We start from the raw sequence: 13612 nt of genomic DNA on the forward strand, positions 1-13612 counted from the left end.
AATAACTTATGAAAGGCACAACAAACCTTCGTGTAATTCTTATTCGAAGGCTTGTTATGTCTTTTTTTAAACTAAAAAATAAATAAATTTTTAGTTTGTATATATCATAGTAATCGGGGCTAAAGAGTAAAAACTTGTTTTCTAAGAAACATTAAAACCATAGAAAAGCTGCAATCATTAACAACGATTTCAGTTTTTTTTTATTGAATTTGAATTCCCCCCAGCTGGTACGAGCAAAAATAAATTCAACCGCTAGCGCGATGCCTCAGGCTCGTGCCCATAAAACTGAGCAGAAAAACAAACTATAAGCTTGAAAAAGTTGTAATTTGTGTTTTTTAATTAGAAATAATAAATTAATTACGTTTGTGAGTACGGGCGAGACGCTCGCACCAGCGGGGGGAGTCATTTATATACTATAAGATATGCAATTAAACATCCTTAAAACTAAAAGAGTAATATGTATTTCTCTAGTAATTATGTTAATTTCAAGTTGCACTAAAAAAACAGCTTTTGAAAGCCAAATTACTATAAAAATAAATTCAATTGACAGTGACACCGGTCAACCTAGGATAAATAAGTTCGATACTATTGAAGTTAGAATAGCAGAATTTGGTATTCCTATGCGAAAGTATGTCAAAGTAGCTGACTATGTAACTGATTATAAAGGTTCAGTTATAATTAAACTTGACAGTAACAAAGAATACCATTTTATACTTCGAGGACCATATGTTTATGGTGCAAAAGAGTTTTCAGAACGAGAATTAAAAGATAATCAAGAGTTTAATATAGAAGTTATACCCGTTGGTGTCGCCCGGCTTGTGAAAGCAGAAATAAGTTCAACCGCTAGCGCGATGCCTCAGGCTCGTGCCCATAAAACTGAGCAGAAAAACAAACTATAAGCTTGAAAAAGTTGTGCTTTTTGTTTTTTTTAATAGACAAAATAAATTGATTACGTTTGTGAGTACGAGCGAGACGCTCGCACTAGCGTGGGGATTTCCACTACAATCGGGGCTAAAGAGTAAAAACTTGCTTTCTCGGCAACATAAAACCATAAAAAAAAGCTGTAATCATAAATTACGATTACAGCTTTTTTTTATTCTTTACATTGTGATTGTTAGCAGAACTCGTTAAAAGCATCTTTTAAGTTATCTGCAATCATTTCTGCAGGACGACCTTCAATGTGATGACGCTCTAACATATGCACTAATTCTCCGTTTTTGAACAAAGCCATAGAAGGCGATGATGGAGGAAAAGGAAACATGTGTTGTCTTGCCGCATCAACAGCTTCTTTGTCAACACCAGCAAAAACAGTAATTAAGTGGTCTGGTTTTTTAGCACCTTCTAAACTCATTTTAGCTCCCGGACGTGCATTTCTTGCCGCACAACCACATACCGAATTCACAACGACAAATGTTGTTCCTTCTGCTTTTATAGCAGCATCTACATCGGCTGCATTATGTAAATCTTGGAAACCAGCAGCAGTTAATTCTGCTTGCATCGGTAAAACCATATCTTGTGGATACATATTTTTTTATTTTTAGTTAACTAAATTAAGGCGCAAAGTTACAAAGTTTGATAAAAAATTATAAGAACGAATTATAAAGTTTTGTTATAGTTACTGCGAATTAACTTATCGTTTCTCCATTTGCAACACCCTCTGCATCTGGATTAACAAAAACTAATTTCCTATCAGTATTTGTAGTCATCAAAATCATACCTTGGCTTTCTACACCACGCAAATTTCTTGGTGCTAAATTTACCAAAACAGTTACGCGTTTTCCAATGATATCCTCGGGTTTAAAACTCTCTGCAATTCCCGAAACGATGGTACGAACATCGATTCCAGTATCTACTTTTAGAATCAATAATTTATTCGCTTTTGGCATTTTTTCGGCTTCCAAAATAGTTCCTACACGAATATCCATTTTGGCAAAATCTTCAAACTGAATTAACTCTTTCTGTGGTTCAGCTTTTTTGTTTTCAGCACTATTAGCCGTTTTCGTAGCTTCTAATTTGTCGATTTGCTTTTGAATCGCTTCGTCTTCAATTTTAGAGAAAAGCAATTCGGCTTCGCCAATTTGGTGACCTGCTGGTAACAATGTCCAATTGTCAAAATCTAAATTCCAAGTATTGACATCAATATTCAGCATACGTAACAATTTTTGAGAGGTAAATGGTAAGAACGGCTCACAAAGCGAACTCAAAGCAGCTGCGATTTGCAAGGCTACATACATTTGAGTTTTGGTACGCTCTGCATCGGTTTTGATCATTTTCCAAGGCTCTTCATCTGCCAAATATTTATTGCCTAAACGAGCTACATTCATCATTTCGCCCAAGGCTTCTCTAAATCGGTATCTTTCGATAGAACTCGAAATCACCGCTGGATAAGCTTTCAATTCCTCCAAAGTTTGCTCGTCTACTTCAGACAATTCATTTGGCGTTGGAACAATTCCGTTGTAATATTTATTCGTTAAGACCACCACACGGTTGATGAAATTTCCAAAAATAGCCACCAATTCATTGTTGTTTCTCGCTTGAAAATCTTTCCACGTAAAATCGTTGTCTTTGGTTTCTGGAGCATTCGAAGTCAAGGCATAGCGCAACACATCCTGCTGATTTGGGAATTCTTCCAAATATTCATGTAACCAAACGGCCCAATTTTTAGAAGTCGATAATTTATTCCCTTCTAAGTTTAAGAATTCGTTTGCAGGAACATTATCGGGTAAGATATAGCTTCCTTCCGCTTTTAGCATCGCTGGGAAAATCACACAGTGAAAAACGATATTGTCTTTTCCGATAAAATGTACCAATTTGGTGTCTTGATCTTTCCAGTACGGTTCCCAGTCTTTTCCTTCTCTGGCTGCCCATTCTTTGGTAGACGAGATGTAACCAATTGGAGCATCAAACCAAACGTATAATTTTTTTCCTTCGGCACCTTCAACAGGAACATCAATTCCCCAATCTAAGTCACGAGTAACGGCACGAGGTTCTAATCCGCCGTCAATCCAAGACTTTACTTGACCGTACACGTTAGGTTTCCAATCATTTTTATGACCTTCCAAAATCCATTCTCTCAAGAACGCATCGTAACGATCTAGGGGTAAAAACCAATGTTTCGTTGATTTCAAAACAGGTGTTTCGCCCGTAATAGTTGATTTTGGATTAATTAAGTCGGTAGCATTTAATGTAGAACCACATTTTTCGCATTGATCACCATAGGCTTCTTCGTTGCCACATTTTGGACAAGTGCCTACTACAAAACGATCGGCCAAAAACTGATTGGCTTTGGCATCGTATAATTGTTCGGTAATTTCTTCGATAAAATCACCTTTGTCATATAATTTTTTGAAGAATTCAGAGGCCGTTTTGTGATGAATTTGCGCCGAAGTTCTAGAATAATTATCAAATGAAATTCCGAAATCAGCAAATGATTTTCTAATGATTCCATCATATTTATCAATTACTTCTTGTGGAGTTATACCTTCTTTTTTGGCTTTCATCGATATAGCCACACCATGCTCATCGCTACCGCAAACAAATACTACATCTCGTCCTTGCATACGCAGATAACGAGTATAAATATCTGAAGGCACATAAACTCCTGCCAAATGTCCAATATGAATAGGTCCGTTGGTATAAGGCAATGCTGCTGTAATGGTATATCTTTTTGGATTCTGCATCTTAATTCTGTTTTATTGCCTGCAAAAATAAGATATTTTATGATAGGGACACAGAGACAAGTCGCGACTTGTCTGTACAAATGAAAAAAAATGTCTTTATTCCTTTACATTACGTGTTTTATGACTCCTTTGATTGTAAGTCTCTATGAACTGATCCACATGCATTCTATATGAATTAATTGAACAAAAAAAGCTGCAACCATCATTTCGACGACTACAGCTTTTGGTTTTTTCAAGGCATTGTTAAGGTGCTGGATCAGGAATTTTTGCTTGAACGCCATCAATCGCTTGCAGTATTTCTTCGCTCAAAGTCACATTGATTGTCTCGATGTTTTCCTTTAATTGATCCATAGTAGTTGCGCCAATGATGGTGCTAGTTACAAAAGGTTGTTGCTCGATAAAAGCCAAAGATAATTGCGTGAGCGTCAATCCGTTTTGCTGCGCAATTTCGTTGTACAAACGTGTAGCCGCAGCCGATTGTTCGCTATTATATCTTGAAAATTGTGGAAACAAATTGATTCTTGCGTTAGGGTGTGGTTCTCCTGTTAAGAATTTACCTGATAACACCCCAAAAGCCATTGGCGAATAAGCTAAAAGTCCCACGTTTTCTCTGATTCCAATCTCTGCTGAACCATTTTCGTACAAGCGATTCAACAACGAATAAGGATTTTGAACCGTTTTGATTCTTGGCAAATTATGGTATTTACTTTCTTCCAAAAAGCGCATGATTCCCCATGGCGTTTCATTCGACAATCCGATATGTTTTATCTTTCCTTGTTGGATAAATCCGTTCAATGTTTCTAAAACTGCATGAATGTTGTCTTCCCAAGCATCGTCTTGTACTTTAAAACCGCGTTGTCCAAAAAAATTGGTTTTACGTTCTGGCCAATGCAACTGATACAAATCGATGTAATCTGTTTGTAAACGCTCTAAACTTTGGTCTAAAGCATATTGAATACTCGCTGGAGAAAAATCATTTTTTTCGCGCATGTAGGTAAAGTTTGGATTTGGCCCCGCAATTTTTGAGGCCAAAACTACCTTGTCTCTATTGCCTGTTTTTTGGAACCAAGTTCCTATAATACGTTCAGTACTCCCATAAGTTTCTTGACGCGCTGGCACTGAGTACATCTCGGCTGTATCAAAAAAGTTAACGCCTTGTTCTAAAGCATAATCCATTTGAGCGTGTCCTTCGGCTTCTGTATTTTGTTGACCAAAAGTCATCGTGCCTAAACAAATTTTACTGACTTGAATATCAGTATTGGGTAAAGTAGTATATTTCATTGATGCTGAAAATTTATAAAATCTAAAAAGCCAAAGGTAAAAATTAGTTTCCCTATAAAAATTGGACATTCGTTAATTTTAACACAAAAGGTTTTAGCCTTGATAAAGTTTTTATTGTTCTATTTACTACAAAACATTAAATTTATGGCGATAAGAAATCATATGGGAAAAATAAGTTCAATTGAAATTGTCATAGCCATTTTAGTATATGGTGTACTTTTGTTGTTTACTGCATCACAAATTGTAAAAAAAGAGAAAAAACATGGACTCCCTATTTGGTTATTTATCATAATATTCTTCCCTGTTCTTGGTATTATAAGTTATTACATAAAAGGATTTTTAAATAAAACATCTGTTTAACACAAAAGGCTCACCATAGAAACGGATGAGCCTTTAGTACTTTCTTAAGACAAGCTTTATCCTAAAACTCGTTTAACATTTTTGAGATTTCATCCAATCGTGGAGTCAGTATGATTTCGATTCGGCGGTTTTTGGCTTTTCCTTCGGCAGTGGCGTTACTCATTAAGGGAGCATATTCGCTACGACCAGCTGCTGTTAGGTTTTGCTTATTTACTTTTTTGTTTTCGCTCAAAATAGCTACAATAGCTGTGGCTCTTTTGGTAGACAAATCCCAGTTATCCGCGATGGGTCCTGAACCTTTGAAACCGTCATCGTCTGTATGTCCTTCGATCAAAACAGCAATATCTGGATTGTCACCCAATACTTTGGCTACTTCTACCACTGCTTTTTTCCCTTCGGAACCTACAGCCCAACTACCAGAATTGAACAATAATTTGTTCTCCATAGAAACGTAAACTTTTCCGTTTTTTTGCTCAACGGTCAAGCCTTTTCCTTCAAAACCATTCAAGGCTTTGGAGAGGGTATCTTTTAATTTTTTCATAGCAGCTTCTTTGGCCGCAATCAAATCCTCAAGTTCTTGCAAACGCTGAGCACTTTTGCTCAAACGCTCTTTTTCGATAGCCAAGGCTTTACTTTTGGCATCGAGCTCGGCAAGAAGTTCATTATTTTTTTTCAAGTTGGTTTGCAAAGCTTCTCCACTGTTTTTCTCTAGTGCAGCATACGCATCTTGAAGTACTTTGTATTTGTTTTGTGCTGATGCATAGTCTGCTTTTAACTTTTCTAAATCGGATTTGGTTTTATTTAACTCAGTTATTAATCCTTCTTTTTCGGATTCTAATTGTGTTTTTGCTTTTTGCAATTCGCCATTTTCGTTGGTTAAATCGGCGTGTTCTTTTTGAAGATTGGCTAATTTATTTTCTAAGTCGTTGTAGATTTTTTTGGACACGCATGAACTGGCTAAGAGCAGTACTGTTAGTCCAAGGAAGGTTTTTTTGATCATGGGGTTGAATTTAAACTATTTTACTTTTTGTGTTCGATGTTTGTTTTATGCCCTTTGCCCTAGCCCTGATGGGAGCGGCATCCTTGCTTGGCGGGGTTCGCCAAGCAAGATATAGTGGACAGCAGGATTAGCTCCTAAAAATTATTCGATTTCTACCAAAATTGGGCAGTGATCGGAGTGCATAGCATCTGGTAGGATAACGGCTCTTTTGAGTTTATGTTGTAACGACTCGCTCACCAAGTTGTAATCGATACGCCAGCCTTTGTTTTTGCCTCGAGCTCCTGCACGGTAGCTCCACCACGAATACTGATGGGGCTCTTGATTGAAATAACGGAAACTGTCGATAAAACCTGAGTTGATGAATTTATCTAACCAAGCGCGCTCCTCTGGAAGAAAACCTGAAACGTTTTTGTTGCGAATGGGGTCGTGAATATCGATGGGTTTATGACAGATGTTGTAATCGCCGCAAATAATGAGGTTGGGAATTTGTTTTTTAAGTTCGGAGATGTAATCATGAAAATCATCCATGTACTTGAATTTGTGGTCCAACCGCTCAATATTCGTGCCAGAAGGCAAGTACAAACTCATCACGGAACAATCGTCGAAATCTACTCTGAGGTTACGCCCTTCGTAGTCCATATGCTCAATTCCTGTTCCGTAGGTCACGGCATTGGGTTTGATTTTGGACAAAATGGCTACACCTGAATAGCCTTTCTTGGTAGCAGGAAAATAATATTGATAGGCATATCCTGCTTTTTCGATATCTTCAACGGGGATTTGATCCTCGGTGGCTTTTATTTCTTGAAGGCAAATAACATCGGGATTGGCTTGCTGCAACCATTCTAAGAATCCTTTGGTAATAGCAGCGCGAATTCCGTTTACGTTGTAAGAGATGATTTTCATACCTTGGTGTGTTAAATTTCTTTATAAAAAAATGAAAAAATAGCTGGTTTTTGTTTGTTTTTAAATCTAATTTTAAATAAAAAACTAAGATTTTTGAAGAATTCAAAAGTAGTAAAAAAGTGGAAGTTTGTTTGACAAAACCCAAATAAATTAGCCTTTTTTTCTATCTTTGCGTCTTGTTTTAAAACAATAAAAAAATGGGTTTAGTTACCGCAAAAGAAGTTGCAAAAGCAATAAATACGGATAAGTACGGTGTTTTTGGTACTTTCTCGGGTTGGTTGCTGATGAAAGTTTTAAAAATCTCTACATTAAACAAAATCTACGACAGGAATAAACATTTGAGTGATGTTGAATTCTTAAATGCTATATTGGACGAGTTTCAAATTAAATTTGAGATTCCAAAAGAAGACTTTAAACGTTTACCAAAGGATGGGCCTTATATTACCATTTCTAATCATCCTCTAGGTGGAATTGATGGCATATTGTTATTAAAATTAATGCTCGAAAAAGAGCCTAATTTTAAAATTATTGCCAACTTTTTGTTGCACCGCATTGACCCTATGAAGCCTTACATCATGCCTGTCAATCCTTTTGAAAATCATAAAGATGCCAAATCGAGTGTAGTAGGAATAAAAGAAACGTTGCGTCACTTAAAAGATGGAAAACCATTGGGGATGTTTCCTGCGGGTGAAGTTTCTACTTATAAAGACGGCAAATTGATGGTAGACAAGCCATGGGAAGAAGGTGCTTTAAAAGTAATTCGAAAAGCACAAGTACCAGTAGTACCTATTTACTTTCATGCCAAAAACAGCAAACTGTTTTACTTCTTATCGAAGATAAGTGACACCTTAAGAACAGCTAAATTACCTTCGGAATTGTTAACTCAGAAGAAAAGAGTCATCAAAGTTCGTATTGGTAAGCCGATATCTGTAGCCGAGCAAAATGAGTACGAATCTATTGAAGAATACTCCGAGTTTTTAAGAAAGAAAACCTATATGTTGGCGAATCCTTTCGAAAAAGACAACAATTTCCTGAATACCAATCCGCTTAAAGGACACAAAAGTCCTAAGAAAATTGTTACGCCTGCTAGTAGCGAAAAAATGATTCGTGAGGTCGAAAATCTTAGAACTTTGGATTGTCGCTTGTTGCAAAGTAAAAACTATGAAGTCTTTTTCGCTAAGGCAAAAGACATTCCAAATATTCTACATGAAATAGGTCGATTAAGAGAAATCACTTTTAGAGAAGTAGGAGAAGGAACCAATGAATCTATAGATTTAGACAAATACGATCAATATTATCGCCACCTCTTTTTATGGGACGACGATACTAAAAAAATTGCAGGTGCTTATCGCATGGGATTGGGCTGTGAAATTTATCCAAAATACGGTATGGACGGTTTTTACCTGAACGGATTATTCCGTTTTGAACCAGAATTGCACGAAATGCTTCATAAGTCTATCGAAATGGGGCGTGCTTTTATCATCAAAGAATACCAACAAAAACCAATGCCTTTGTTTTTGTTATGGCGCGGAATTATTCATACAACCTTGCATTATCCTGAACACAAGTATTTACTTGGTGGCGTGAGTATAAGCAATCAGTTTTCGGACTTTTCGAAATCACTTATGATTGAGTTTATGAAATCGCATTACTACGACCCCTATATTGCTCAATATGTGCATCCAAAAAAAGAATACAAAGTAAAACTAAAGGACGCCGATAAAGATTTTGTTTTTAATGAAACTGATGCCGACTTGAATAAATTTGATAAAATTATTGATGAATTGGAACCAGGCGTATTGCGTCTTCCTGTATTAATCAAAAAATATATCAAACAAAACGCAAGACTGGTAGCCTTTAACGTTGATCCGCTTTTTAATAATGCAATAGATGGTTTGATATACATTCGCATTGAAGACATACCAGAAAGCACTATGAAACCAGTTATGGAAGAATACCAAGCCGAGCTGGAACGAAAAATGAATGACAAAGAAGAATAATTAAAAAAAGACACTTTTTAGTGTCTTTTTTTTATGGCTTGAACAACGATCATTACAACAATAGTCCTTTTGATTTAGCTACTTTTACTAATTCAGCGTCTGAAGCATCTTTAAGCTTAAGCAAAACTTTCATGTCTTCCATTCTTCGCTGAATGGCACTAGAAGAAATTGGCACATACTGAGGTATATCTTCTACTTTGGTGCCTTTTGATAATTGAAACAAAATCTTTTTATCAAACTGATCAATTTCTATTGGCACATGTTCCAATTTACTAATCATTTCTAGTACAGACTGACTATAGTATTTTTCATTTTTAATGACTTTATCAAATGCAAATAGTAATTCCTCAAAAGTCAGGTCATTCTTAATTACCAATCCAATGGGATTAATGGTTTTGATAATAGTTTTGATTTGCAATATTTCGTTATACATGGTTAACAAAATAATCTTGCAGTTTGGCATGTATTCCATCAACAATTTAGCCAAATCTTCTCCCGAAAAAATTCCTTTTTCTTCATAAGCTGGCATACTAATATCCAAAAAAGCAATATCAAAAGGCTTTGTCTCTGGATTGGTAATTACATCATATCCTGATTTACAATCCTTGGCCTGATCAATCAAAAACTCGTATTCAGTGGGGCGATACCGAGTTATGGCATTTTTATAACCTTGTATGATAAACGGATGGTCATCTACGATAAAAATGTGCTTGGTAATTAGTGAATTGGATTCTTGGGGCATTGTATTCATTTGGTTAAGTTTATTTTTATGTAGCTGAAATGGGGACTTCGATAGTAAGAGCGGTTCCTTCACCAGGTTTAGTTTTTATTTCTAATGTACCATTACATTCTTTGGTCCTAAATTCTATATTTTGGAGACCAATTCCTTTCTTTACTCTTTTTAGATTAAATCCAACTCCATCATCAGTAATGAATAATTGAATTCGATCTGGTTGATTTATTTTTTTAAAATCTATTGTAATCAAAGACGGATTAGCATATTTGTTGCTATTTTGTAAAGCTTCTTGTATAATTCTATACAAATTAATCTTTATTTCATTTGAAATACTAGCCCATTCAATATTTTTATCTAATGTAAAATTGACTTTACTCTTGAAAGCTTTTCTTTGATTTTCGATAAGATTCGTTAGAATCACTACGAAGTTATTAATTAATTCGGTGTTTTCTCTATTTAAATCATGCGAAATCTCACGGATATCTTGTTCGATTTGCTTTAACTCGGCCAAATATTTTAATCTACTTTTGATAGCGTGTTCATCCTGAGCAGTATTCATGGTATCAAGATTCATACGAACGCCAAACATTTTTCCCAAAACCCCATCATGCAATTCTCTGGCTACTCTTTTCTTCTCTTTGTTTCTATTCTCTTCGATAGTTTTTTGTTGAGAAATCATCAAATTATAGATTTCAGCATTGGCCAATTGCTGCTGTTCTTTAAACATTAATAAACGATGTTTATTGCGTTGGGAAACAAAAATAAAAGTAAAAATTCCTACTAGCGTCAAAATACTAAACACATAAAATAAATTTCTATTTTGAACGACCAAATCTGTATTCTCGCTTTTTATCACATCGGTTTCATACTCAATACGAGAGAATTTCTCTCCCATTTTTCGTTCCGCTTTTTGAAGACTATCGTTGATATGAATGTATTCCTTAGAATAAAGCGTTGCGTTTTGAGGCTCAACCACGCCCATTTGTTTTAATGCCACCAAAACATTTCTGAAATTCTTGTCATTTCGTGCAGAGGAAAGCGCTTCTCTAGCATATCGAATCGCCTGTATACTATCGTTGTGATAACTATAGTATTCTGAAAGGTGGATTTTATTAGCAACAATACCCGAGGTTAGTTTTAAGCTATCTCTCAACTTCAGAGATTTTAGAAACAGCTCTGGAAGCTCTTTTTCTTCATTAAGTCGGAATCTTGAATACGCTAAATTATCCAAAAGCATAGCATACAAAGATGGCTTATCGTATTTTAGATTTTTTTGTTTTAAGCCTTCTTGATAATATTCTTGAGCTTTTTGATAATTTTTTAGATTTTGATATACATAACCTATATTATTCAAAGATGTCGCTTTGGATTGATAAACAGAAGGGATTTTATCATCAGTTGCATTAGCCAATGCTTTAGTATGATAATCAATTGATTTATCATATTCTTCTAATTCATTATATATTATACCCAATAAATTATTAGAATCATACACTATATCATTTGAATTCCTCCCTTTAACAGCTCGCAACGCTTTTATTACTGCTCTTTCACTTCCAAGAAAATCATCTTCATTAAATTGTAACAATGCTTTATTTAAGAGTACGCGCGCTAAACTATTATTGTCATTAATCTTTGAATATAGCTTTTCTGCTTTAGAGTAAAAAACATAAGCACTATCAGAAATCCCACTAGAACTGTAATAATCCCCAATATATGAATATGATTTTGCAATAAAAATAGTATCTTTTTTTTCTAAAGACTTAATCAATACCTCATCTGTTACACTTTTAAATTTTTGCCAATCACTCATATTAAAATATCGATTCGCTACTTTAAATAAATTGGCCCTATTTATTGAATCATTGGCTAATGATAATGTTATTTCATAAGCTCTTTTATTATACCTTTTTTTTTGAAGTACATCCAAGTTATCATCATTTGCTTTAACCAAATAAAAAGCAAGACTATCATTTAATAATCCAATATCATTTAAAATAACTGATTCTTTTTTTGAACATCGAGTAAAAAAAAAGAAAACAACAAAAAGAAGTAAAGATTTGGTTTTCAATATATTTTTTATGAATTTCATCAAAAATAACAAAAGAAATCACAAAAAAAAAGGGGCAACCATATTTTGGCGCCCCTTATTTATAAATTATTTAAACTTAATCAACTTTTTTGTTACCTCCTGCTGATTGTGATCCGCTTATATCAACTTTTTTGTTTCCTCCTGCTGATTGTGATCCGCTTATATCAACTTTTTTGTTTCCTCCTGCTGATTGTGATCCGCTTATATCTAATAAATTAACTCCTTTCTCAATAGTAACTTTTTGTTCTGGTGTAGTAAATGAAGTTAATCCCATTACTAATGTAAATAATCCGATTGTTAAGATAGCTTTTTTCATAATTTGTGGCTTTATGTTTTTGAATAGATTTGACTTTTACTTCCGTAGTTGTTTCGGAATTCTTTTGTAAATCTAAGTAGGCACACAGATTTTTTCCTACACAAAAACACCTTTTTTGGTAGAATACAGCCATTCGTTAGCAAGCACTAGTCAATATAAAGTAAACGTATTGATTATCAGATTTCTACATAATTTTCTTTGGAAAAATCAGAAATTATTAGGTCAATATTTGCTTTATACGACTTAGAAAAGGGCACCTTTGTAGTGTTATTCTTAATGAAACACAAGGAGTTACCCATTTGAATTCGGGTTATATAATTGCGATTTACGATGTAACTATTATGAATACGAATAAAGGGAAAAGTCAAAATAGATTCAAAATGTTTTAGTGTTTTGAATGCCGTAACCATTTCCCCAGAATTCAGATGAATATCTGTGGAATTATTATCTGCTTGAAAATAACAAATATCATCCGCCTTGATATAGCGGTAATCACCATAAGATTTAATACAAATGGTTAAGGGCATCGTCAGCACTTGTTGCTGACTCTTCTCATCAATCAGCGCGTTGTTTTGCACCTCAATCAGGGGTTCAAATCTTGAAAAATTGTTATAGCTTCTTTTTCTTAACTTGTGAATTAACTTCGTAATTTGAATTGTTTGTACTGGTTTCAGGTAATAATCAAAAACATTGTAATCAATTGCTTCAAAAGCGTAATCTTTTTTGGATGTGGTAATAATTACCTCAGGCAAAATTGTCAAAAAGCGATGCAATTCACTTATAAATGCTAGTGACAAATTGCATTTCTTTGAATTAGGTACGATTTCTAAAAAAAGAACATGAGGCTTTTTTTCTAATACCAAATTTAAACCTTCCTCAACTGTAAAAGCCATACCTTGGAATTCTAGCTCCGAAAAACTTTCGGCAGCAGCCTTAGTTTGTAAAGCACTTTCTTGCGAATCGTCAATAATAATATATGTATAGTTCATTCACAACGCTTGTATTCAGTTTAGAAATCAGTTGACTAAATTCTAAATCTTAATGGTAGTTCTTGTAAAGTGCGCAAAAGTACTATTTTAAACAAAAACCACAATTTAGACCTTTAAAATTACTGCAATCCTTTTTCTTTTGTTCATTTTGTTAACACAAACCCCCTAAATGTTGATAGAAACAGATAAAATGCAAAAAAATCCGACGAACTGCATCAGTGTGCCCTGTTAATTATGGCACTTGAAAAAGAATAG

General features: G+C 34.7%; 12 protein-coding genes. 3 read left to right on the forward strand and 9 right to left on the reverse strand.

The features are described 5' to 3' along the window. Nucleotides 1-422: 422 nt before the first annotated feature. Nucleotides 423-899, forward strand: a complete 477-nt coding sequence (locus ACZ1AQ_RS07345) for a hypothetical protein (RefSeq protein ID WP_489632283.1) — start codon at nt 423-425, stop codon at nt 897-899. Nucleotides 900-1114: 215 nt separating this feature from the next. Here the strand turns inward: ACZ1AQ_RS07345 and ACZ1AQ_RS07350 are convergent, their stop codons facing one another. From ACZ1AQ_RS07350 to ACZ1AQ_RS07360, 3 genes are all read right to left on the reverse strand, one after another. Then, on the reverse strand, nt 1115-1525 hold the full coding sequence (locus ACZ1AQ_RS07350; protein WP_489632284.1) for a BrxA/BrxB family bacilliredoxin: 411 nt from the start codon (nt 1523-1525) through the stop codon (nt 1115-1117). A 100-nt stretch (nt 1526-1625) separates the two neighbouring features. Beyond that, complete coding sequence (gene metG / locus ACZ1AQ_RS07355) at nt 1626-3680, reverse strand: methionine--tRNA ligase (protein ID WP_489632285.1); 2055 nt, start codon at nt 3678-3680, stop codon at nt 1626-1628. Between the two features lie 243 nt (nt 3681-3923). Next, on the reverse strand, nt 3924-4961 hold the full coding sequence (locus ACZ1AQ_RS07360) for an NADP(H)-dependent aldo-keto reductase (RefSeq protein WP_489632286.1): 1038 nt from the start codon (nt 4959-4961) through the stop codon (nt 3924-3926). Between the two features lie 144 nt (nt 4962-5105). On the opposite strand from ACZ1AQ_RS07360, the gene ACZ1AQ_RS07365 reads away from it, so the two are divergent. Then, nucleotides 5106-5321 (forward strand): hypothetical protein, encoded by a 216-nt coding sequence (locus ACZ1AQ_RS07365; RefSeq protein ID WP_489632287.1) that lies wholly within the window; start codon nt 5106-5108, stop codon nt 5319-5321. A gap of 61 nt (nt 5322-5382) precedes the next feature. On the opposite strand, the gene ACZ1AQ_RS07370 is transcribed toward ACZ1AQ_RS07365, so the two are convergent. Next, nucleotides 5383-6321 (reverse strand): OmpA/MotB family protein, encoded by a 939-nt coding sequence (locus tag ACZ1AQ_RS07370; RefSeq protein WP_489632288.1) that lies wholly within the window; start codon nt 6319-6321, stop codon nt 5383-5385. Between the two features lie 141 nt (nt 6322-6462). Further along, nucleotides 6463-7224, reverse strand: coding sequence for an exodeoxyribonuclease III (locus ACZ1AQ_RS07375; RefSeq protein ID WP_489632289.1), 762 nt, complete (start codon nt 7222-7224; stop codon nt 6463-6465). A gap of 197 nt (nt 7225-7421) precedes the next feature. Here ACZ1AQ_RS07375 and ACZ1AQ_RS07380 point away from each other — a divergent pair, with 197 nt between their 5' ends. After that, complete coding sequence (locus ACZ1AQ_RS07380) at nt 7422-9224, forward strand: GNAT family N-acyltransferase (protein ID WP_489632290.1); 1803 nt, start codon at nt 7422-7424, stop codon at nt 9222-9224. Between the two features lie 52 nt (nt 9225-9276). On the opposite strand, the gene ACZ1AQ_RS07385 is transcribed toward ACZ1AQ_RS07380, so the two are convergent. The 4 genes from ACZ1AQ_RS07385 to ACZ1AQ_RS07400 all read right to left on the reverse strand — a co-directional run bounded on the left by ACZ1AQ_RS07385 (nt 9277) and on the right by ACZ1AQ_RS07400 (nt 13357). Next, nucleotides 9277-9975 carry a response regulator gene (locus ACZ1AQ_RS07385; protein WP_489632291.1) on the reverse strand — a complete coding sequence of 233 codons (699 nt, stop codon included), beginning with the start codon at nt 9973-9975 and terminating at the stop codon, nt 9277-9279. A gap of 16 nt (nt 9976-9991) precedes the next feature. Next, nucleotides 9992-12031 carry a tetratricopeptide repeat-containing sensor histidine kinase gene (locus ACZ1AQ_RS07390; RefSeq protein ID WP_489632292.1) on the reverse strand — a complete coding sequence of 680 codons (2040 nt, stop codon included), beginning with the start codon at nt 12029-12031 and terminating at the stop codon, nt 9992-9994. A gap of 97 nt (nt 12032-12128) precedes the next feature. Further along, the gene (locus tag ACZ1AQ_RS07395) at nt 12129-12368 is read right to left on the reverse strand and encodes a 3-oxoacyl-ACP reductase (RefSeq protein ID WP_489632293.1); all 240 of its coding nucleotides are present in this window, start codon (nt 12366-12368) and stop codon (nt 12129-12131) included. Nucleotides 12369-12544: 176 nt separating this feature from the next. Further along, entirely contained in the window at nt 12545-13357 is an 813-nt protein-coding gene (locus ACZ1AQ_RS07400; RefSeq protein WP_489632294.1) for a LytR/AlgR family response regulator transcription factor, read from the reverse strand. Nucleotides 13358-13612: the final 255 nt, after the last annotated feature.

The organism is Flavobacterium sp. UM26, from assembly GCF_057922445.1.